General features: G+C 74.8%; 21 protein-coding genes. 17 read left to right on the forward strand and 4 right to left on the reverse strand.

The window, feature by feature from the left end; all coding sequences use genetic code 11:
• The 14 genes from ACFF45_RS22775 (at position 1) to hypE (ending at position 13,214) form a co-directional block, all read left to right on the forward strand.
• On the forward strand, positions 1-1,089 hold the full coding sequence (locus ACFF45_RS22775) for an NADH-quinone oxidoreductase subunit B family protein (protein ID WP_381348284.1): 1,089 nt from the start codon (positions 1-3) through the stop codon (positions 1,087-1,089).
• A 61-nt stretch (positions 1,090-1,150) separates the two neighbouring features.
• Positions 1,151-2,932 carry a nickel-dependent hydrogenase large subunit gene (locus ACFF45_RS22780; RefSeq protein WP_381348285.1) on the forward strand — a complete coding sequence of 594 codons (1,782 nt, stop codon included), beginning with the start codon at positions 1,151-1,153 and terminating at the stop codon, positions 2,930-2,932.
• Positions 2,929-3,489, forward strand: a complete 561-nt coding sequence (locus ACFF45_RS22785) for a NifU-related iron-sulfur-binding protein (protein WP_381348286.1) — start codon at positions 2,929-2,931, stop codon at positions 3,487-3,489. Before ACFF45_RS22780 ends, ACFF45_RS22785 begins: the two co-directional genes overlap by 4 nt.
• Positions 3,486-4,151, forward strand: coding sequence for a DUF5947 family protein (locus tag ACFF45_RS22790; protein WP_381348287.1), 666 nt, complete (start codon positions 3,486-3,488; stop codon positions 4,149-4,151). Before ACFF45_RS22785 ends, ACFF45_RS22790 begins: the two co-directional genes overlap by 4 nt.
• Positions 4,148-4,786, forward strand: coding sequence for a DUF6084 family protein (locus ACFF45_RS22795; protein ID WP_381348288.1), 639 nt, complete (start codon positions 4,148-4,150; stop codon positions 4,784-4,786). Before ACFF45_RS22790 ends, ACFF45_RS22795 begins: the two co-directional genes overlap by 4 nt.
• Positions 4,783-6,243 (forward strand): hypothetical protein, encoded by a 1,461-nt coding sequence (locus tag ACFF45_RS22800; protein ID WP_381348289.1) that lies wholly within the window; start codon positions 4,783-4,785, stop codon positions 6,241-6,243. Before ACFF45_RS22795 ends, ACFF45_RS22800 begins: the two co-directional genes overlap by 4 nt.
• Entirely contained in the window at positions 6,240-6,770 is a 531-nt protein-coding gene (locus ACFF45_RS22805) for a hydrogenase maturation protease (protein ID WP_381348290.1), read from the forward strand. The genes ACFF45_RS22800 and ACFF45_RS22805 overlap by 4 nt, the downstream gene beginning before the upstream one ends.
• Before the next feature lie 162 nt (positions 6,771-6,932).
• Positions 6,933-7,040 carry a DUF6893 family small protein gene (locus tag ACFF45_RS22810; protein ID WP_381348291.1) on the forward strand — a complete coding sequence of 36 codons (108 nt, stop codon included), beginning with the start codon at positions 6,933-6,935 and terminating at the stop codon, positions 7,038-7,040.
• Positions 7,041-7,183: 143 nt separating this feature from the next.
• Positions 7,184-7,579 carry a hydrogenase maturation nickel metallochaperone HypA/HybF gene (locus tag ACFF45_RS22815; protein WP_381348292.1) on the forward strand — a complete coding sequence of 132 codons (396 nt, stop codon included), beginning with the start codon at positions 7,184-7,186 and terminating at the stop codon, positions 7,577-7,579.
• 2 nt (positions 7,580-7,581) lie between these two features.
• Complete coding sequence (gene hypB, locus ACFF45_RS22820) at positions 7,582-8,277, forward strand: hydrogenase nickel incorporation protein HypB (RefSeq protein WP_381348293.1); 696 nt, start codon at positions 7,582-7,584, stop codon at positions 8,275-8,277.
• Positions 8,274-10,646, forward strand: a complete 2,373-nt coding sequence (hypF, locus tag ACFF45_RS22825) for a carbamoyltransferase HypF (protein ID WP_381348294.1) — start codon at positions 8,274-8,276, stop codon at positions 10,644-10,646. The genes hypB and hypF overlap by 4 nt, the downstream gene beginning before the upstream one ends.
• Before the next feature lie 42 nt (positions 10,647-10,688).
• Complete coding sequence (locus tag ACFF45_RS22830; RefSeq protein ID WP_381348295.1) at positions 10,689-11,006, forward strand: HypC/HybG/HupF family hydrogenase formation chaperone; 318 nt, start codon at positions 10,689-10,691, stop codon at positions 11,004-11,006.
• The gene (hypD, locus tag ACFF45_RS22835; protein WP_381348296.1) at positions 11,003-12,154 is read left to right on the forward strand and encodes a hydrogenase formation protein HypD; all 1,152 of its coding nucleotides are present in this window, start codon (positions 11,003-11,005) and stop codon (positions 12,152-12,154) included. The genes ACFF45_RS22830 and hypD overlap by 4 nt, the downstream gene beginning before the upstream one ends.
• 19 nt (positions 12,155-12,173) lie before the next feature.
• Entirely contained in the window at positions 12,174-13,214 is a 1,041-nt protein-coding gene (gene hypE, locus ACFF45_RS22840) for a hydrogenase expression/formation protein HypE (protein WP_381348306.1), read from the forward strand.
• A 51-nt stretch (positions 13,215-13,265) separates the two neighbouring features.
• On the opposite strand, the gene ACFF45_RS22845 is transcribed toward hypE, so the two are convergent.
• The 3 genes from ACFF45_RS22845 to ACFF45_RS22855 all read right to left on the reverse strand — a co-directional run bounded on the left by ACFF45_RS22845 (position 13,266) and on the right by ACFF45_RS22855 (position 15,225).
• Positions 13,266-13,496 carry a hypothetical protein gene (locus ACFF45_RS22845; RefSeq protein WP_381348297.1) on the reverse strand — a complete coding sequence of 77 codons (231 nt, stop codon included), beginning with the start codon at positions 13,494-13,496 and terminating at the stop codon, positions 13,266-13,268.
• Entirely contained in the window at positions 13,480-13,731 is a 252-nt protein-coding gene (locus ACFF45_RS22850; protein ID WP_381348298.1) for a DUF6400 family protein, read from the reverse strand. Before ACFF45_RS22850 ends, ACFF45_RS22845 begins: the two co-directional genes overlap by 17 nt.
• Positions 13,732-13,839: 108 nt before the next feature.
• Positions 13,840-15,225: a diacylglycerol/lipid kinase family protein gene (locus tag ACFF45_RS22855; RefSeq protein WP_381348299.1), complete on the reverse strand. Its 1,386-nt coding sequence runs from the start codon at positions 15,223-15,225 to the stop codon at positions 13,840-13,842.
• Between the two features lie 640 nt (positions 15,226-15,865).
• Between ACFF45_RS22855 and ACFF45_RS22860 the strand changes: the two genes are divergently transcribed.
• From ACFF45_RS22860 to ACFF45_RS22870, 3 genes are all read left to right on the forward strand, one after another.
• Complete coding sequence (locus ACFF45_RS22860; RefSeq protein WP_381348300.1) at positions 15,866-16,321, forward strand: hypothetical protein; 456 nt, start codon at positions 15,866-15,868, stop codon at positions 16,319-16,321.
• Positions 16,322-16,522: 201 nt separating this feature from the next.
• Positions 16,523-17,683 carry a S1 family peptidase gene (locus tag ACFF45_RS22865; protein ID WP_381348301.1) on the forward strand — a complete coding sequence of 387 codons (1,161 nt, stop codon included), beginning with the start codon at positions 16,523-16,525 and terminating at the stop codon, positions 17,681-17,683.
• 201 nt (positions 17,684-17,884) lie between these two features.
• The gene (locus tag ACFF45_RS22870; RefSeq protein ID WP_381348302.1) at positions 17,885-18,493 is read left to right on the forward strand and encodes a hypothetical protein; all 609 of its coding nucleotides are present in this window, start codon (positions 17,885-17,887) and stop codon (positions 18,491-18,493) included.
• Between the two features lie 56 nt (positions 18,494-18,549).
• On the opposite strand, the gene ACFF45_RS22875 is transcribed toward ACFF45_RS22870, so the two are convergent.
• Positions 18,550-20,389, reverse strand: a 1,840-nt coding sequence (locus ACFF45_RS22875; RefSeq protein ID WP_381348303.1) for a LamG-like jellyroll fold domain-containing protein, incomplete at its 5' end; no start/stop codon positions are given.

The following is a 20,389-nucleotide window of genomic DNA, read 5'->3' on the forward strand; positions in this document are numbered from 1 at the left end:
ATGAACGCAGCATCGCCGACCACGGCTCAGCAGCCGGGCGCGGCCGGCTCGCCCGGCACCGACGAGGAGCCGATCCACATCCTCTGGATCAACGCCGGGCTGAGTTGCGACGGCGACTCGGTCGCCCTGACGGCCGCCATGCAGCCGAGCATCGAGGAGATCGCCCTGGGGGCGCTGCCGGGGCTGCCGAAGATCGCGGTGCACTGGCCGCTGATCGACTTCGAGTGCGGTCCGGTCGGCGGCGCGGACACGTTCATCGAGTGGTTCTTCAAGGGTGAACGCGGCGAGATCGACCCGTTCGTGCTCGTGATCGAGGGATCCGTCCCGAACGAGTCGATCAAGCAGGAGGGCTACTGGTGCGGCTTCGGCGACGACCCGGAGACCGGCCAGCCCATCACCACCAGCGAGTGGATCGACCGGCTCGCCCCCAAGGCGCTGGCCGTCGTCGCGATCGGCACCTGCGCCACGTACGGCGGCATCCACGCCATGGCCGGCAACCCGACCGGCGCGATGGGGGTGCCCGACTACCTGGGCTGGGACTGGAAGTCGAAGGCGGGCATCCCGATCGTGTGCGTGCCGGGCTGCCCGATCCAGCCGGACAACTTCGCCGAGACGCTGACGTACCTGCTCTACCAGGCGGCCGGGTCGGCGCCGATGATCCCGCTGGACGACAAGCTCCGGCCGACCTGGCTGTTCGGCGCGACCGTGCACGAGGGCTGCGACCGGGCCGGCTACTACGAGCAGGGCCAGTTCGCGATGGAGTACGACTCGCCCAAGTGCCTGGTCAAGATCGGCTGCTGGGGTCCGGTCGTGAAGTGCAACGTGCCCAAGCGGGGCTGGATGGCCGGCATCGGCGGCTGCCCGAACGTGGGCGGCATCTGCATCGCCTGCACGATGCCCGGCTTCCCCGACAAGTTCATGCCGTTCATGGACGAGCCGCCCGGCGGCAGGCTCTCCAGCACCGCCAGCGGTGCGTACGGCGCGGTCATCCGCAAGCTGCGCTCCATCACGGCGAAGACCGTGGACAAGGAGCCCAAGTGGCGGCACACCGGCCGGGAGATCACCACCGGCTACCGCCCGCCCTGGTGACCGCGCTCCCAGCCGCTTCCCCCCTCGCAGACCCGACCGACCGAAGGGCATCACAGACACCATGGCGACCTCGACGACGTCCGGTGACGGCACCGGCCTGGTGGAGATGGCGTGGGACCCGATCACCCGGATCGTGGGCAGCCTCGGCATCCACGCGAAGATCGACTTCAAGCAGAAGCGGGTCGCCGAGTGCTACAGCACGTCGTCGGTCTTCCGCGGCTACAGCGTCTTCATGCGGGGCAAGGACCCGCGCGACGCGCACTTCATCACCAGCCGCATCTGCGGCATCTGCGGCGACAACCACGCCACCTGCTCGGTGTACACGCAGAACATGGCGTACGGCGTGAAGCCGCCGCACCTCGGTGAGTGGATCATCAACTGCGGCGAGTCCGCGGAGTTCATGTTCGACCACAACATCTTCCAGGAGAACCTGGTCGGGGTCGACTACTGCGAGAAGATGGTCCGCGAGACCAACCCGGGCGTGGTGGAACTCGCCGAGCGCACCGAGGCGCCGCACGCCGCCGACCACGGCTACCGCACCATCGCCGACATCATGCGCGCGCTGAACCCGCTGGAGGGCGAGTTCTACCGCGAGGCGCTCTCGGTGAGCCGCTACACGCGCGAGATGTTCTGCCTGATGGAGGGTCGCCATGTGCACCCCTCCACGCTGTACCCGGGCGGCGTCGGCACCATCGGCTCGGTGCAGCTCTTCACGGACTACCTGACCCGCCTGATGCGGTACCTGGAATTCATGAAGCGGGTCGTGCCGCTCCACGACGACCTGTTCGACTTCTTCTACGAGGCGCTGCCCGGCTACGAGGAGGTCGGCCGGCGCCGGGTGCTGCTGGGCTGCTGGGGCGCGTTCAACGACCCCGAGTACTGCGACTTCACCTACGCCAACATGACGGACTGGGGACGGCGGATGTTCGTCACCCCGGGCGTCATCGTGGACGGCAGGCTGGTGACCAACGACCTCACCGAGATCAACCTCGGCATCCGCATCCTGCTCGGCAGCTCGTACTACGAGGACTGGGTCGGCCAGGAGCAGTTCGTCACCCACGACCCGCTCGGCAACCCGGTCGACCCGCGCCACCCGTGGAACCAGCACACCATCCCGGCCCCGCAGAAGCGGGACTTCGACGGCAAGTACAGCTGGGTGATGTCCCCGCGCTGGTTCGACGGCAAGGACCACCTGCCGCTGGACACCGGCGGCGGCCCCCTCGCCCGCCTGTGGTCGACCGCCCTGTCGGGACTGGTGGACATCGGGTACGTCAAGGCCACCGGGCACAGCGTGGTCATCAACCTGCCGCGCACGCTCACCAAGCCGGAGACCACCTTCGAGTGGCGGATCCCGCGGTGGAGCAACGCCATCGAGCGCAACCGCGCCCGCACCTACTTCCAGGCGTACGCCGCCGCGGTGGCGCTGCACAGCGCGGAGATGGGCCTCGCCGAGGTGCGCGCCGGACGGACCCAGACGTGGGAGAAGTTCGACGTGCCGGACGAGTCGATCGGCGTCGGCTTCACCGAGGCGGTGCGCGGGGTGCTCTCGCACCACATGGTCATCCGGGACGGCAAGATCGCCAACTACCACCCGTACCCGCCGACCCCGTGGAACGCCTCCACCCGCGACACCTACGGCACGCCGGGACCGTACGAGGACGCGGTGCAGAACACCCCGATCTTCGAGGAGAACCCGCCGGAGAACTTCAAGGGCATCGACATCATGCGCGCCGTGCGCAGCTTCGACCCGTGCCTGCCGTGCGGGGTGCACATGTACGTCGGTGACGGCCGGACCACGAAGGCGATGCACGTGCCCACCGGGCTGAGCGGGCTGGCCGGATGAGCGGCACGCGCGGCACGGTGACCGCGGAGACGGCCGGCCGGCTCGTGGAGGAGATCCTCGACCGGCTCGCCGGCTCCGGCGACCGCACGGTGTGCGAGGCGGCCGAGGAACTCGTCCGCGTCCTGATGGAGTTCTACGGCGCCGGCCTGGCCCGCGTCCTGGACCTGGTCGAACACGACCCGGAGGCCGCCGGAGCGCTCGACGCCCTGCTCGGCGACGAACTGGTGGCGAGCCTGCTGGTGCTGCACGGGCTGCACCCGGAGGACAGCCGCGCCCGGATCGCCCGCGCGCTCGGCGGCCTGTCGCAGCCCGTCGAGAACGCCGGGTTCGACCCGGCCACCGGCGTGCTGCGGCTGCGGCCCATCGGCTCCGGCGGCTGCGGCTGCGGCGGCGGGGCCGGGCTCGAACAGGCGGCCCGGGACACGCTGGCGTGCTTCGCGCCGGAGGTGGCCTCGGTGCAGGTGGAGGATCCGGTGCGGGAGCCCGTGCTGCTGCAGATCGGGTCCGCGCCGCCCGGTGCCCCGACGGGCGGCCGTCCCCCGGCCACGACGCGGTGAGCGCCCCGCAGACCGGCCCGGAGCGCCTGCGGCCCGGCCCCCGGCCCCGGGGACTGCGCCGCTTCACCGCTCCGCGGCCGCCCCGCGAGGAGCGCTGCGAGCTGTGCTCGGCACCCCTCGCCGACGCCCGCCACCGGCACCTGGTCGACACCGAGCAGCGGGCGCTGGCGTGCGCCTGCGACCCGTGCGCCCAGTTGCTGGACCGTTCCGGCGGCACCCGCGGCCGGTTCCGCACCGTGCCCGGCCGGTACCTGCGCGACCCCGGCCACCGCATCGACGAGCAGGCCTGGGAGCGGCTCGGCATCCCCGTCGGCGTGGCCTTCTTCTTCCGCAACTCGGCGCTCGGCCGGCTGGTCGCCCTGTACCCCAGCCCGGCCGGGGCGACCGAGAGCGAACTCGACCCGCGGTGCTGGCAGTCCGTGCTGGCCGGCACCGAGCTGGCCGGGCTGCTCGCGCCCGACGTGGAGGCGCTGCTGCTGCGCCGCCACGCGGGCCGCGTCGAGTGCTGCCTGGTCCCGATCGACATCTGCTACGAACTGGTGGGCCGGATGCGGCTGCGCTGGCAGGGCTTCGACGGTGGCGCGGAGGCCCGTGCCGACCTGGAGGCGTTCTTCGCGCACGTCCGTGAGCGGGCCCGTGAGCCGCGAGGGGGCCGGTGGTGACCGACTTCGCGTTCGCGTGCACGGGGGTGCGCGCCGACCCGTACGCCGTGGGGCCGACGCTGGTGTTCCGGCTGCGGGTCACCACCTCCCCGCCGACCCGGGTGCACGCGCTGGCGCTGCGCTGCCAGATCCGCCTGGAGCCCGCCCGGCGCGGCTACGCCGACGCCGAGGCGGCGGCGCTGACCGACCTGTTCGGTGAACGGTCCCGGTGGGGCAGCAGCCTGAACCCGGTGCAGTTCGCCCAGGTGCAGGTGATGGTGCCCGGGTTCTCCGGCGAGACCGAGACCGATGTCGCCGTGCCCTGCACCTACGACATGGACATCGCGTCCGCCCGCTACTTCCACGCGCTGGAGGAGGGCGAGGTGCCGCTGCTGATGCTGTTCGCCGGCACCGCCTTCACCGGCGAGGGCGGCTTCCGGGTCGAGCCGGTGCCCTGGGACAAGGAGGCCCGGTACGGGATGCCGGTGAAGACCTGGCGGGAGATGGTGGACCAGCACTTCCCGGGCTCCGGCTGGATCCGGCTGCCGCACGACACCATGGACGCCCTGCTGGCCTACCGGTCGCGGCACGCGCTGCCCTCGTGGCAGGCGACCGTCGAGTCGCTCATGGCGGCGGCCGGGGAGAGGACACCGTGACCACGACGACCTTCCGTCCCGGGACGGAGGCCCGCCTGGCCGTCGCCCGGCAGGTCGCCGACGCCGTCCTCTTCGAGGGGTACGTGCTCTACCCGTACCGTGCCTGCGCCGCGAAGAACCGGCTGCGCTGGCAGTTCGGCGTGCTGGTGCCGCCGGCGTGGAGCGCGGCCACCGAGGAGCACGACTTCCAGCACACCGAGCTGCTGATGGAGCCCCGACCCGGTGCCTCGCTCGCGGTGGAGGTGCGCTTCCTGCACGCCCGGCGGCGCACCGTGCAGCGGGCCTGCGCGGGCGGCGGGTACGAGACGGTGCCCGAACTGGCGCTGGAGGAAAGGGTGCTGGTGCCCTGGGACGAGGGGCACGAGGAACGGGTGCGGCTCGTGGTGCCGGTGGCGGAGCTGACGGACGGCGACACCGTCGTGCCGTTCCACCGGCCCGCCGCCGAGGCCACCGAGGCCGTGACCGACGCCGCCGGCCGGGTCGTGGGCCGCCTGGTGCGGCGCCGCGAGGAGATCAGCGGCACGCTGCGGCTGTCGGTGAGCGAACTGGACGGGCCGTACCGGACCCGGCGGCTCAGCGTGGTGGTGGAGAACACCGCCGACTGGCTGCCCGGCGCGGACGCCGGCCGGGACGCGGCCCTGCCCCGGTCCTTGGTCGCGTGCCACACGCTGCTGTGCCTGGACGCCGGGCGGTTCCTGTCGCTGACCGATCCGCCGGAGTGGGCCAGGGGCGCCGCCGCGGCCTGCCGCAACCTGCACACCTGGCCGGTGCTGGCCGGCGAGCCCGGCCGCGGCGACCTGGTGCTGTCCTCGCCGATCATCCTGGAGGACCACCCGGCGATCGCCCCGGAGAGCCCCGGCGCCCTGTACGACGCCACGGAGATCGACGAGATCCTCGCCCTGCGCACCGCCGCCCTCACCGACGAGGAGAAACGCCGGGCCAGGGGCACCGACGACCGGGCCGCCGCGGTGATCGAGCTGGCCGGCTCGATGCCGCCGGAGGTGCTGGAGCGGCTGCACGGGGCGGTGCGCGGCCTGCGGGAGGTCACCGGGCCGGGCACCCGGGCCGGCGAGGGCGTGCCCGCGTTCCGTACGCCCGGCGGCGACGATCCGTTCGGGCAGAGCGGCGTCACCCGCCCCGGCACCCCCTGGTGGGACCCGGGCGCGGACGCCTCCGTCGATCCGGCCCGCGACCACGTGCTGGTCGACGGGCAGCCGGTGCGGGCGGGCTGCCGGGTGGTGCTGCGGCCCCGGCTGCGCCGCACCGACGCGCAGGACCTGTTCCTGGACGGGCGGCACGCCCTGGTGGAGGCGGTGCTGCACGACGTCGACGGCGGCGTGCACGTCGCGGTCACCGTCGAGGACGACCCGGGCGCCGACATCCGCCGGGAGCAAGGGCGTTTCCTGTACTTCCGGCCCGACGAGGTGGCCGTCGCCCCGGCCGGGGAGGACGCGTGACCGCCCCCGCCGCACCGCGCACCCTGGTCGCCGGGGTGGGCAACGTCTTCCTCGGCGACGACGGCTTCGGCGTCGAGGCCGCGCGCCTGCTGTCCGGGCGCGGCCTGCCGCCCGGCGTCGAGGTCGCCGACATCGGCATCCGCGGGGTGCACCTGGCGTACCGGCTGCTCGACGGATACGACACCCTGATCCTGATCGACGCTGCCGCGCGGGGCGGGCGGCCCGGGACGCTGTACGTGATCGACGCGGCGGACCCGGGCGGTGGCCGGCCGCCGCGGGCGGCCGCGCCGGACGGGCACCGGATGCCGCCCGACGCCGTGCTGGCCCTGCTGGACACCCTGTGCGCCGCCACCGGCGCGGTGCCGCCGCGGCGCACGCTGGTGGTGGGGTGCGAGCCCGCCACCGTCGAGGAGGGCATCGGCCTCAGTCCGGCCGTGGCCGCCGCGCTGCCCCGGGCGGTGCGTCTGGTCGCCGGGCTGCTGCGCGATCCGGCCGCAGCGGAGGAGGGCGATGAAGCCGTCGTCTAGTGCCGTGGCAGGCAGCGTTCGCCCGTGGAGGAGCGTGCCGGACGCCGCGACGGGGCGAACGTCGCCCGCCGCGGCACCAGGCACCGAGGGCGCCGCCGGGGCGGCTCCCCTCGGCATCACCACCGACACCCCCACCCGCACCCGCACCTCACGGAGAGCATCATGAACAAGCGTCTTGTCAGCGGCGCTGCCGCCGCCACCGCGCTCGCCGCGTTCGTCGCGCACATCATGCCCGACGTCCGGCGCTACCTGCGGATTCGCCGTATGTGACACCGGCCGGACCGGGCGCGCGGGCCGGGTGCACCGAACGGGCCAGGCATCCGTGTGACCCCGGCGCGCCGCCCGGCCCGCCGCCCGGCCCCCGCCGTGTAATGGGCGCCCAGGAGACAACCGCGGGCCCGGGACGGAGACCGATGCACGAGATGTCCGTCGCCCTGTCGGTCGTGGACCAGGTCGAGCGGGCCGCACAGGCCCGAGGCGTGCCCGGTGTACGGCAGGTGCGCCTGGAGATCGGCGAGCTGGCCGGAGTGGTGCCCGACGCGCTCGGATTCTGCTTCGGACTGGCCTGCGCCGGGACCGTGCTGGAGGGCGCCGAGCTCACCACCCGGTCCGTGCCCGGCCGGGCGTCCTGCGCGCCGTGCGGGCGGACCTGGGACACGGGGATGCCGCCCGACATGGTCTGCGCGGGCTGCGGTGCCGGTGCCACCGAACTGCTGGCGGGCCGTGAACTGCGCATCACCGAGGTGCACTGGGCCGACCGGCCCGGCCCGACCGCCCACCCCCGCGCCCCCCACCCCGAGGAGCTCTGACCATGTGCCGCGTAGTCGACCTCCGGCAGGCGGTGCTCGCCAAGAACACCTTGGCGGCCCGCGTCCTGCGTGACGAACTCAACGCCCGGGGCACGACGGTGGTCAACCTGCTGTCCAGTCCCGGCAGCGGCAAGACCGCCCTGCTCGAACGCGAGCTGCGGCTCGCCCGGGAGCGCGGCGTGGCGGCCGCCGCCCTCACCGCGGACCTCGCCACCGAGAACGACGCCGTCCGGCTGGCGCGTTCGGGGGTGCCGGTCAAGCAGGTGCTCACCGACGGGCTGTGCCATCTGGAGGCGGACCTGCTCGCCGGGCACCTGCACGGATGGCTGCCGGAGGACACCCGCCTGCTGTTCGTGGAGAACGTCGGCAACCTGGTGTGCCCGGCCTCCTACGACCTCGGCGAGTCGCTGCGGGTGGTGCTGGCGTCCGTCACGGAGGGCGAGGACAAGCCGCTGAAGTACCCGACCGCGTTCGGGCTGGCCCAGCTGGTCCTCGTCACCAAGTCCGACCTGGCCGGACCGGCCGAGTTCGACGAGACCGCCTTCCGGGCCCACGTCCAGCAGGTCAACCCGGGCGTCGAGGTGGTGCTCAGCTCCGTGCGGACCGGTGCGGGCGCGGGCGTGCTGGTGGACCGGGCGCTGGCGGCGGCCGAGGGGCACCGCGTGCACGCGCCGGTGATGGCCCGGGCCGAGGCGTGAGCGCGACGCCGGAGGCCGGGGCGGTCCCGGACGTCCGGACCGCCCCCGCCGTACGGCGGGCCCGGGTCGTGGTCCGGGGTGTGGTGCAGGGCGTGGGTTTCCGGCCGTTCCTGTACGGCCTGGCCACGGACCTGCGGCTGGCCGGTCACGTCACGAACACCGGCGACGGGGTGCTGGCCGAGGTCGAGGGCGCGGCCGACGCCGTCGCGCGGTTCTGCGCCCGCGTCGCGCCCGACGCGCCGCCGCTCGCGACGGTGGAGGCGGTGGAGGCCACCGACCTGCCGCCCACCGGGGACAGCGGTTTCACCATCGTCCCCTCGCGCACCACCGGCCCGGTCCGGACGCTGGTCGCTCCGGACACCGCGACCTGCGCCGACTGCCTGGCAGAACTCGCCGACCCCGCCGACCGGCGCCACGGCCACCCCTTCATCACCTGCACGCACTGCGGTCCGCGCTTCACCATCGTCACGGGTCTGCCGTACGACCGCGAGCACACCACGATGGCGGGGTTCCCGCTGTGCCCGGCGTGCGCCCGCGAGTACCACGACCCCGCCGACCGCCGCTTCCACGCCCAGCCCGTCTGCTGCCCCTCGTGCGGTCCGCGCCTGACCCTGACGGGCGCGCCCGGCGGGACACCCTGCGGCGACCCCGTGGACGGGGCCCGTGCCCTGCTCGCCGCGGGGGCCGTGCTCGCCGTGAAGGGCGTCGGCGGTTACCACCTGGCGTGCGACGCGACGAACCAGGACGCGGTCGCCGGGCTGCGCCGCCGCAAGGCGCGCGGGGACAAGCCGTTCGCGCTGATGGCGGGGGACGTCACCGACGTCGAGCACCTCGTGGACGTCGGGCCGGCCGAACGGGAGCTGCTCACCGGCCGGGTGCGCCCGATCGTCCTGCTGCGGCGGCGTGCCGGGGTCCGGCCCGCGCCGGGTGCGCCGGTGCCCGCGGCCGCCGTGGCGCCCGGCAGCCCGGACCTCGGCGTCATGCTGCCGTACACGCCGGTGCACCACCTGCTGTTCGGCGGCGAGGGGGCGCCCCGGCTGCTGGTGATGACGAGCGGCAACCTCTCCGGCGAGCCCGTCGTCACCGACGACGCCGAGGCCCTGGAACGGCTCGCGGGGCTGGCCGACGCCTGGCTCACGCACGACCGGCCCATCCATGTGCCGTGCGACGACTCCGTGGTGCGGGTGTGCGACGGCGAGCCGCTGGTGCTGCGCCGGTCGCGCGGGTACGCGCCGCTGCCGGTCATCCTGCCCGTGCCGGTGTCCCCCGCGCTCGCCGTCGGCGGCGACCTGAAGAACGTCCTCTGCCTCGGCCGGGGCGACAGGGCGTGGCTGTCCGCGCACATCGGGGACATGGACGACCTCGCCACGCAGCGGGCGTTCGACCGCGCGGAGCGGCAGCTGGAGTCCGTCACGGGGGTACGGCCCGAGCTGCTCGTCACCGACACGCACCCGGCGTACCGGTCGGGCGCGTGGGCGCGGCGGCGGGCGCGCGGCCGCCCCGTGGCCCGGGTGCAGCACCATCACGCGCACGTCGCCGCGCTCATGGCCGAGCACGGCCTGCCGGCGGGCGGCCGGGTGATCGGGGTGGCCTTCGACGGCACCGGGCACGGGGACGACGGGGCCGTGTGGGGCGGTGAGTTCCTGCTCGCGGGGTACGACGGCTTCCGCCGCTTCGCGCACCTGGCGTACGTGCCGCTGCCCGGCGGGGACGCGGCGGTGCGGCGGCCGTACCGGATGGCGCTGGCGCACCTGCACGCGGCGGGCCTCGCGCCCGGCGCCGGCCTGCCGTGCGTCGCCGCCTGCCCGCCGGACGAACTGGCGCTGCTGCGACGGCAGCTGGAGCGCGGCCTGAACTGCGTGCCCACCTCCAGCATGGGCCGGCTCTTCGACGCCGTGTCGTCCCTGGCGGGGGTCTGCCACCACGCCGGCTACGAGGCGCAGGCCGCGGTCGAGCTGGAGGGGGCCGCCGTGGCCGCCGGCGGCGCGGACGCCGACCCGCGGTACGCGTTCCGGCTGGCCGGCACGGAGCCGGTCACCGCGGATCCGGGGCCCCTGCTGGGGGCGGTCGCCGACGACGTCCGGGCGGGCGTCCCCGCGGCCGTGATCGCGGCGCGTTTCCATCTGGCCGTCGCCCGGCTGGTGCGGGCGGTGTGTGCCGCGGCCCGCGCGGCGACGGGGCTGCGGACCGTGGCCCTGAGCGGCGGGGTGTTCGCCAACGCGCTGCTCTCCTCGGCCTGTGCCCGGGGCCTGGGCGCGGACGGCTTCACCGTCCTGCGCCACCACGCCGTCCCGCCGAACGACGGCGGGCTGGCCCTCGGCCAGCTCGTCGTGGCCGCCCGCGCGGCGAGCCGGCCCCCATCCGGGTGACGGGCGCGGGCCCGCCGCCGCCACAGGAGTGAGGAGACAGGTATGTGCCTGGCGGTCCCCGGCAGAGTGCTGGGCGTCGAGGAGCGGGACGGCACCCGCATGGCCACCGTCGACTTCGGCGGTGTGGTCAAGGAGGTGTGCCTGGAGTACCTGCCGGACCTGAAGGTCGGCGAGTACGCCATCGTCCACGTCGGGTTCGCGCTGCAGCGGCTGGACGAGGAGTCGGCCCGCCGGACGCTGGAGCTGTTCGAGAACCTCGGCATGCTCCAGGAGGAGTTCGGCGATCCGTGGGAGCAGGCGGAGCAGGCGGAGCAGGCCGCGCGGGCGGCGCGGCCCGAGGCCGGGGAGGCGCGGCGGTGAAGTACATCGACGAGTTCCAGGACCCGCAGCTGGCGGCACGGCTGCTGGACGACATCAGGGCCACGGTGACCCGGCCGTGGGCGCTGATGGAGGTGTGCGGCGGCCAGACGCACACCATCGTCCGGCACGGCATCGACCAGCTGCTGCCCGACGAGGTCGAGTTGATCCACGGGCCGGGCTGCCCGGTGTGCGTCACCCCGCTGGAGGTGATCGACAAGGCGCTGGCGATCGCCGCACGGCCCGAGGTGATCTTCTGCTCCTTCGGTGACATGCTGCGGGTTCCCGGCACCGGGCGGGACCTGTTCCAGGTGCGCGGGGAGGGGGGTGACGTCCGGGTGGTGTACTCGCCGCTCGACGCGCTGCGGATCGCCGAGGAGAACCCGGACCGGCAGGTCGTCTTCTTCGGCATCGGCTTCGAGACCACCGCCCCGCCCAACGCGATGACGGTCCACCAGGCCCGCAGGCGCGGCATCCGCAACTTCAGCCTGCTCGTCTCGCACGTCCGGGTGCCGCCCGCGATCGAGGCGATCATGGGGTCGCCGGACTGCCGGGTGCAGGGCTTCCTGGCGGCCGGCCATGTGTGCAGCGTGATGGGGACGGCGGAGTACCCGGCGCTCGCGGAGCGGTTCCGGGTGCCGATCGTGGTCACCGGGTTCGAGCCGCTGGACATCCTGGAGGGCGTACGGCGGACCGTGCGGCAGCTGGAGCGCGGCGAGCACACGGTCGACAACGCCTACCCGCGCGCCGTCCGGCCCGAGGGCAATCCGGCGGCGCAGGCCATGCTGGACGACGTCTTCGAGGTCACCGACCGCTCCTGGCGCGGCATCGGGGTCATCCCCGACAGCGGCTGGCGGCTGTCCGGGCGCTACCGGGACTGGGACGCCGAGCACCGCTTCCAGGTCGGGGACATCCAAACGCGGGAGCCGGCCGAGTGCCGCAGCGGTGAGGTGCTCCAGGGGCTGCTGAAGCCGCACGAGTGCGAGGCGTTCGGTACCGCGTGCACGCCGCGTACGCCGCTGGGGGCGACCATGGTGTCCAGCGAGGGGGCCTGTGCGGCGTACTACCTGTACCGGCGGCTGGAGCTGCCGGACCGGGCGGCGCCGGTGACCGTGACGGCTCCGGGCCGGGAGGGCGTTTCCGTTGTCTGAGTCCACCGCGGCACCCGACATGCTCTCCTGGACCTGCCCGGCGCCGCTGCGGGACCGCCCGCGTGTGGTGATGGGCCACGGCGGGGGCGGTGCCCTGTCGGCCGAACTCGTCGAGCAGGTGCTGCTGCCCGCGTTCGGGGGGCGGGAACCGGCCGCGCTGACCGACTCCGCCACCGTCGAGCTGGGCGGGGCGCGGCTCGCCTTCTCCACCGACTCCTTCGTCGTGCGGCCGCTGTTCTTCCCCGGCGGCAGCATCGGCGACCTCGCCGTCAACGGCACGGTCAACGACCTCGCCATGAGCGGGGCCCGGCCGGCCGTGCTGTCCTGCGGGCTGATCCTGGAGGAGGGCGTCGAGCTCGACACCGTCGCCCGGGTGGCGCGGGCGCTCGGCGCCGCCGCGCGCGCGGCCGGGGTGCGGGTGGTGACCGGCGACACCAAGGTGGTCGAGGCCGGGCACGGCGACGGCGTCTACGTCAATACCTCCGGCATCGGCCTGATCCCGGCCGGCGTCGACCTGCGCCCGGAGCGGGTCGTCCCCGGGGACGTCGTGGTCGTCAGCGGCGCCGTCGGCGCGCACGGCGTGGCCATCATGAGCGAGCGGGAGAACCTGCGGTTCGAGGTGGGGATCGAGAGCGACTGCGCGCCGCTGGGCGGGCTGGTCGAGGCGATGCTCGCCGTCACGCCGGACCTGCACGTGCTGCGCGACCCCACTCGTGGGGGTCTGGCCGCCGCGCTCAACGAGATCGCCGCGGGCTCGGGGACCGGGGTGGTCGTCCAGGAGCGTGCCGTGCCCGTGCCGCCGCCGGTGGCCGCCGCCTGCGCCATGCTGGGCCTGGACCCGATGTACGTGGCGAACGAGGGCAAGCTCGTGGCGTTCGTCCCCCGGGAGCACGCCGACGCGGTCCTCGCCGCGATGCGGGCCCATCCGCGCGGGGCGGAGGCGGCGATCGTCGGCGAGGTGGTCGCGGACCACCCGGGCATGGTCGTCGCCCGCACCGGGCTCGGCGGGACCCGGGTGGTGGACCTGCCGCTGGGTGAGCAGCTGCCGCGCATCTGCTGAGCGGTACCGGCCGCGCCCGTCCCGAGCCGCCCTCGGGGCGGGCGCCGGTCGTCAGGGGGCCGGGCCGCGCCGGCCGGGGCGGGTGTCGAGCGTCCAGGTGTGGGTGCAGGCGGGGCACTGGAGGTGCACACGGGCGCCCTCGTTGGCGATGAGGTAGCGCCAGTGGGCCGGGCAGTTGCGCCGCGCGGCGCACGTCCCGCAGTCGCGGGCGTCGTCGCAGCGGGGGCAGGGCACCCAGGCGCGGCGGGCCCGGTCGGCCTGCGGGTCAATGGGAAGCCGCATCGCCCGCGTCCCGTCCCGGCAGCACACCGGCCGCCACCAGCATGGCGTACGTCCGCTCCTGCTCGGCGTCGAGGCCGGAGTAGAGCAGGGCGTGGGCCGCCTGCTCCGACCGCAGCGCGGCCACGGGGTCCCAGTCGGGCCCGAGCGCCGCCAGCACCGCGGCCCGCCGGCGGGTCTCCTCCCGTGCGAGGTCGATGCTGAAGGGCACGAGGCCGGGGGTGGAGCTGTCGTCCATGGGGGTGGTGCTTTCACGGGGGAACGGGCTGGCCCCGCCACGTCTACCAGGCGGGCCGCGGCGCGTGAAGCGGATGTGACGGACGCCATCGCACGGGGCCGGACGCGGTCAGACCGCCCGGTCGTCCCGCGGGGCCGGCACGTCGGGGTGCGGCGGCCCGGACCGCGCGGGGACGGCCGTACGCCCCACCGCGGCCGCGAGCTTGCGCAGCCGCCGCCAGTCAAGGCGCGGCGGCAGGTCGGGGACGCCGGGCCGGTCGCGGGGGACGCGCACGCGCAGGGCGCGGCGGTCGACACGGCAGCGCACCGGCGTGCTCAGGGTCGTGGCCTCGCCGTCCAGGCCGACCTCCAGCCGCGGCTCGTCCGCGTCGATGACCACTTCATGGGCGGTGAGCGCCCCGAACCCCTGCGGGTCGAGCAGCAGCTCGGCCGCCTCCAGGGCGCTGTCCACCTTCACCGAGAGCACGCCGAGCCTGCCGGAGTTCAGCCGCTGGCGCCGGCCGAAGCCGAGGGGGTCGTCGATGCGGTACGGGTTGTTGCTCACCAGCACGGCCTGCGGATCGGTGAACGTGGTGCCGTCGGCGTGGGCGGTCAGGCGCGGGCCGCGCTGCCGCGTGAGCAGGTCGGGCAGCAGTTCCAGGGCCGTGCCGACCTTGTCCTCGCGGTAGCCGGGGCTCTGCACGACCGCGCCGTAGACCCCGAACGAGGCGTTGTTGACGAACGGGCGGTCGTTGGCGAAGCACAGGTCCACGCGGAGTTCGACGCCGTCGGTGAGCGCGTCGAGGCAGGCGGCGGGGTCGTCGCGGTCCAGGCCGAGGTCCATCGCGAAGTGGTTGCGGGTGCCGGCCGAGATCACCAGGAACGGCAGTCCGTGCTCCGCCGCCACCGCCGCGACCAGCGCCTGGGTGCCGTCGCCGCCGGCCACACCCAGGAGGTCGGCGCCGTCGGCCACGGCCCGGCGCGCCAGCGCGGCGACGTCCTGGTGGTGCTCGGGGTCCAGCAGGACGACCCGGGCGCCGAGGCTCTCGGCCTTCTCGCGCAGCGCGAACCGCTCCACCTTGCCGCCGCCGGAGCGCGGGTTGAGCAGCAGGAACGGGCGCCGCGGGGGCGGGGTCCGGTACTCCTTGAGCCGCCCCTGCCGCAGGCCGGTGCTGCGCAGCGCGTACCGGCCGCTCGACACGGCCGCGCACCACAGCAGTCCGGAGACGGTGACCACCCACAGCAGGTTCGCCCGCGCGAAGAGCACCACGACGCCGACGGGCGTGGCGAGGGCCAGCAGCGCGGCGGCGACGCGCGCGGCGCCCCGGCGGGACAGCGTCCACCACAGCGCGGCGCACGTGAAGCCGAGACCCGCGAGCCCCACGACGAGCAGGAGGAGGCCCCCCAGGCCGCCCTGGGCCGGCGGCAGCAGCACCGCGACGGCCGCCGCCGTCAGGGCGCCCCTGGCGGCCCAGATCTGGCGGTTCTGCCGCCACCACGCCGATGTCGGTCCCACGGGTCCCCCTCCAGCGCTGCCGGGCGGCGTCGCCGTCCGTGCGGTTCCAAGGTCTCACGCGGCCTCGGGACGGCGTAGAGCGGACAGGGGGCGCGTGCGCCCGCGGCGGCGTGGCAGGGGCCGGAAGGGGTACGTGATGTCCCCGCCGGACGAGCGCCGGCCCTGTCCCGGAAGGGGGAGCCGGGCGTGGCGGAGCCCGGGAGTCCCTCGACGGTGGACTTGGAGACCTGGAACCCGGCACCCGGCAGCGCGATCGGTTGCCCGTGCGCCTGGCGGACATCGCCTGGACGGCGTCGTGCCTGGTGCTCGTCCTGTGGGCGCTGGGGCGCCGTCGGTGTGGTGCGCGGCTCGACGGCCCGGGCGTAGGCCGTGCCGGCCCGGCCGCCGGCGGGCGTGGCGTCGGCCCTGTGGGTGCGGGCCGTGCGGCGCCGGGTGCGCGGGTGAGGGGGTGCGGGACCCGGGGAGCGGGGCGAGCCGCCGCGGCGGGCGGGGGCGGACCGGCGGACCCCGCCCCCGGGGGCGGACCGGCTGCGCCGTTCGAGTGGTGTGTCGCGGCGCACGGTCGTAGCGTCGGAACCAGCCGTCTCGGGGCGACGCGCACGGGCGCGGCGACGACGCACGGCGACGCCGGGGAGCGGACATGAAGAGGCACAGCATGAGGGCGGCCGTCACGCTCTGTGCCGCGACGGCGCTCGCGGCGACCCTGAGCACCGCCTCCGGCGCCCCCTCGGACCCGCGCCCGGCCCGGCAGCGGGCCGCGGAGCCGGTGCTGGTCGACTGCTTCTGGCGCCCCGAGGTGCGCCCCGCCGACTTCATGCTGGCCTGCGGCGACGGCAACAGCCGTCTCGCCGCTCTGCAGTGGTCGCGCTGGGACGGGCGCGCGGCGGTGGCCAGGGGCGTCAACTGGGTCAACGACTGCAAGCCGTACTGCGCGGCGGGCAGGTTCCACGCGTACGCCGTGACCGTGCGGCTGGACGACCCCAGGCCGTGGAAGAAGAACCCGGACCTGCGCCAGTACGGCGAGATCAGCCTGACCTACACGGACGGCAGGCCGGAGGGGTTCCAGAAGGTGGTCACGTACCCGCTGTGGAGCTGAGCCGCCCCTGGCTCGGGCCCTGCCCTTCCGCACCCGCGGCCGCACGGACGGTCCGTGCCCCAGCGGGCCCGCACAAGGGGCTTGTCATTGGCATGGACCTGACTGGCATGTCTGGCTAAACTCTGCCCCAACCCTGTGAGAGCGCTCTCAATTGCGGTTGTTCCACCCCCACCTTTGCTGGAACGACGAAGGGCAACTCCCTTGAGACGCAAGCGACTCACGCATGCCGCCGTGGCGGCACTGCTCCTGCTGGTCGGCTGGTCCGCCGCCGGCACCGTCCCGGCCTCGGCCGACGACTCCTCCCCCGCGGCCGGGGCACCGCAGGCCTCCACGGGCCTGGTCCGGGCGATGCAGCAGGACTTCGGCCTGACGAAGGCCGAGGCCGAGGCGCGGCTGGCGGCCGAGGCCGACGCCCGCGCCGTCGCGCCCGCCGCCGAGCGGGCCGCCGGAGCGGCGTACGGCGGTTCCTGGTTCGACGCCGGCAGCGGGCGGCTGACCGTGGCCCTCACCGCGGACGCCCCGGCCGCGGCCGTACGGGCCGTCCGCTCCGCCGGCGCCGCCGTCCGCACCGTCGAGCACACCGAGCGCGAACTGGACACGGCCCTGGCCCGGGTCGACCGGCTCGCCGCCCCGCAGGGGGTGAGCAGCTGGCACGTCGACCCGGCGGCCAGCACGGTCGTGGTGAACGTGGTGGAGAGCCGGCGTACCGACGACGATGTCCAGCGGTTCGTCACCCGGGCCCGTGAGGCCGGTCCGGTGAGCGTGCGGACGGTGCCGGCGGCGCCGAGCACGTTCGCGGCCGGCACGGTCGGCGGCGACCCGTACTACACCGGCAACGTCCGCTGCTCCATCGGCTTCTCGGTGCACGGCGGGTTCGTCACCGCCGGGCACTGCGGCGGGGGCGGCGCGGCCGTCCGGGGCTGGGACGGCTCGCACATCGGCACCTTCCAGGGGTCGTCGTTCCCGGGGAACGACTACGCCTGGGTCAGCGTCGGCAGCGGCTGGTGGACCGTCCCGGTGGTCCTCGGCTGGGGCACCGTTCCCGACCAGCTGGTCCGCGGCTCGGCCGAGGCGCCCGTCGGCACCTCCGTCTGCCGGTCCGGCTCCACCACGCGCTGGCACTGCGGCACCGTGCTGGCCCGGAACGAGACCGTCAACTACAGCCAGGGCCCGGTGCACCAGATGACGAAGACCAGCGTCTGCGCCGAGCCGGGTGACTCCGGCGGCTCGTTCATCAGCGGCGACCAGGCGCAGGGCGTCACCTCGGGCGGCTGGGGGAACTGCTCCGGCGGCGGGGAGACCTGGTTCCAGCCGGTCAACGAGATCCTCGGCCGGTACGGGCTGACGTTGCACACGGCCTGACCTGCGAGGCAGCGGTGAGGGTCCCGCCGGGTGACCGGCGGGACCCTCCTGTGCCGGGAGACACCGGACGGGGAATGCCTCTGTTACGCGCTGGTGGCACATGGGACGACATCGTGTCCCTGGCCGAGGGCAACGAACGCCCGGCGGGGCGAGTCTCAGCAGACGTCACCACGGGAGAGCGCACGACACCTTGGGGGAAACATGAACGTCCGTGCCCGCCTCTGCATCGCCGCCCTCGCGACCGGCGCCGCGGTCGCCCTGGCCGCCGTACCGGCGACCGCCGGCCCGGCCGCCACCGCCACACCCGGGTTCCTGGACCCGGCCGAGCTGCCGCCGCACCCGGCGTCGGCCTGGTACGCCGGACCCGTCACCGCCGGGCAGCCGGACCCGCTGCCGGTCTGCGTCGGCGAGGCGCTGCCGTCGACCGCCGTGCACCGCTCCTACTGGACGGAGTTCGACACCAACGCCCTCCAGGTCACGGTGGTGGAGCGGAACGAGCGGCGGGCCGGGGAGTTCGCCGCGCTGCTGCGCCGGGAACTCGCCGACTGCGCCCGGAAGCTGATGGAGCGGCACCCCGGCATGACGGCGGCCGGGAAGTACTACGGCCGGCTGAACGTCGAAGAAGGCGCCCACGTCCACGGCGTCCACACGGCGCACGAGTGGGGCGCCTCCGACATCGCCCTGTTCTCGGTCGGCCGGGACGGCAGGACCGTGACGGTCGTCGAGTGGGCGCAGATGGGCACCTTCCGGCACGCCCGGGTCGCCGGCTTCCAGGCCACCACGGTGCGGGCCGTCGAGAAGCTGTCCTGATCCGGCCGGCGTCGCGGCCCCGGCCGGTCCGGCCGGGGCCGCGGCGGGTCACCGGATCAGGCGGAGCGGCCCTGGTCGAGGGGGGCGAGGAACTCCCCCGGGGACAGCGGCCGGCCGACGATGCGGGTGTCGCCGATCCAGCCGTAGAAGCCCTGGCCGAAGCGCTCGTCGAAGGACGTGGCGCCGAGCACGAAGGGCTTGCCGAGGGTGGCGATGCCGGTCGACGGCTGGGAGGGGTTGCGGGCGATCCTCGATCCGTCGACGTACATCACCGTGCGGCGGCCGTCGTTGACGACGGCGATGTGCGTCCAGCGGCCGGCCGGCACGGCGTGGCTCCACGACGTGGGGTCGGCGTCCTGGCGGTGGGGGTAGACGACGAACTGCAGGAACCGCTCGGGTGACACGTTGAGGCTGCAGGTCGGCTCCAGCGGGGACCATCCGGTGGTCTTGCCCGCGTCCCCGCTGCGGCCCTGCCAGCTGAGGATGCCCATCCAGCTGTGGTCGCCCTCGAAGGGCTCGGGCAGCCGGACGAAGGTCTCGATGGTGTAACCGCGCAGGAACTTCTCGGCGTTCAGGGGTGCCCGGTCGGCGGTGGTCAGGACGGCGCCGCGGTCGGGGTTCTTGCCGCCGTCGAACCGCAGGCTGGCGTGCGCGGGCTGGCCGGGGTGGTGGTCCGCGGACCAGGTGAGCGCGTCGGGGCCGCTGGTGTGCAGGCGGCTGACGGTCAGGTCGTTGCCGTTGCCGGACAGGTCCCGTACGACGACGCCGTTCGCGACGGCCGTGCCGGGCGCCCCCGGGGCCGGCGTGCCGGCGGCGTCGAAGCGCCAGTAGGCCAGGGTGCCGCGCGGCACGACCGCGGACGGCGGACGCGGGGCGGGCGGGGTGGCCGCGGCGAATCCGGCGAAGCGCGCGGCGAAGTCGACCTCCAGGCTGAACCGGTCGACGGGGCCGGTCAGTTCGATCGTCTCGGCCTCCAGCGGCGACCGCTTCTGCGGGTCCCGGGCCAGGAACCACGGGGCGAACGTCTCCACGTCGACGACGCCCCGCGCGAGGTCGAACCCGTAGGTGCGGATCATTCCGGCGCCGCCGTAGTAGCGGTCCTGGTAGTTGGTGATGTGGACGTGGACATCGTTGTCGAAGTCGTTGGTCAGGACCGTGCGCCCGGGCGGCCAGTAGTGGCCGCCGAGCGCGAGGAAGATCTGGTCGTTGCCCTTGATCAGGCCGTTCCACAGCCGGTCGCCGTTGCCCGACAGCGTCGCCCTGCCCTCGTCGTCCGCCCAGGCGATGTCGTGCGTGGTGAGGACGGCGGGCAGGGTGGGGTGCGCGTCCAGCACGCCCTGGGCCCAGCGCAGCCCCCGGTCCGACACCCGCCAGTCCAGGGCGAGGACGAGCCACTCGCGGCCCCCGGCGCGCAGCACGTGGTACGTGTTGTAGCCGTCGGGCGAGCCGCCCCGGTAGGTCGGCATGGACGCGTAGCGCGCGGGGCCGAACGCGGCGAGGTAGGCGGAGTCGCCGCGCTGGTCGTCCGTCGAGGAGCGGATGTCGTGATTGCCGGCGAGCACGCTGTAGGGAACCTTGCCGTGCAGGGCGCGGAAGGTGTCGGCGGCGAGCCGGATCTCCTCCTCGGTGCCGTGCTCGGTGACGTCGCCGAGGTGCGTCATGAAGGCGATGTTGGCCGCGGAACGCTCGGCGACCAGGTACCGGAAGGTCTCGCGCAGCGGGGCCGGGTCGGCGCTGTCGGCGTCGAACAGGTACTGCGTGTCCGGCAGCACGGCCAGCGCGAAACGCGGGCTCTCCGGGTCGAACCGGCCGCCGTGCCCCTCCTCGGACGCCGACGGCTGGGCGGCCGCCGGTCCGGCGAGCGCCGCGCCGGCCGCGCCGGCCGCCCCGCAGCCG

This window comes from Streptomyces cinereospinus (assembly GCF_042430725.1).
Lineage (GTDB): Bacteria > Actinomycetota > Actinomycetes > Streptomycetales > Streptomycetaceae > Streptomyces > Streptomyces cinereospinus.

What these genes read in the sequence shown, in the direction of transcription:
- ACFF45_RS22815 (WP_381348292.1), top strand. Translation starts at nt 7,184, where the DNA reads ATGCACGAGATGTCCGTCGCCCTGTCGGTCGTGGACCAGGTCGAGCGG.
- ACFF45_RS22860 (WP_381348300.1), top strand. Translation starts at nt 15,866, where the DNA reads ATGAAGAGGCACAGCATGAGGGCGGCCGTCACGCTCTGTGCCGCGACG.
- ACFF45_RS22850 (WP_381348298.1), bottom strand. Translation starts at nt 13,731, where the DNA reads ATGGACGACAGCTCCACCCCCGGCCTCGTGCCCTTCAGCATCGACCTC.
- ACFF45_RS22830 (WP_381348295.1), top strand. Translation starts at nt 10,689, where the DNA reads ATGTGCCTGGCGGTCCCCGGCAGAGTGCTGGGCGTCGAGGAGCGGGAC.
- ACFF45_RS22775 (WP_381348284.1), top strand. Translation starts at nt 1, where the DNA reads ATGAACGCAGCATCGCCGACCACGGCTCAGCAGCCGGGCGCGGCCGGC.
- hypB (WP_381348293.1), top strand. Translation starts at nt 7,582, where the DNA reads ATGTGCCGCGTAGTCGACCTCCGGCAGGCGGTGCTCGCCAAGAACACC.
- ACFF45_RS22870 (WP_381348302.1), top strand. Translation starts at nt 17,885, where the DNA reads ATGAACGTCCGTGCCCGCCTCTGCATCGCCGCCCTCGCGACCGGCGCC.
- ACFF45_RS22845 (WP_381348297.1), bottom strand. Translation starts at nt 13,496, where the DNA reads ATGCGGCTTCCCATTGACCCGCAGGCCGACCGGGCCCGCCGCGCCTGG.
- hypE (WP_381348306.1), top strand. Translation starts at nt 12,174, where the DNA reads ATGCTCTCCTGGACCTGCCCGGCGCCGCTGCGGGACCGCCCGCGTGTG.
- ACFF45_RS22810 (WP_381348291.1), top strand. Translation starts at nt 6,933, where the DNA reads ATGAACAAGCGTCTTGTCAGCGGCGCTGCCGCCGCCACCGCGCTCGCC.
- ACFF45_RS22780 (WP_381348285.1), top strand. Translation starts at nt 1,151, where the DNA reads ATGGCGACCTCGACGACGTCCGGTGACGGCACCGGCCTGGTGGAGATG.
- ACFF45_RS22785 (WP_381348286.1), top strand. Translation starts at nt 2,929, where the DNA reads ATGAGCGGCACGCGCGGCACGGTGACCGCGGAGACGGCCGGCCGGCTC.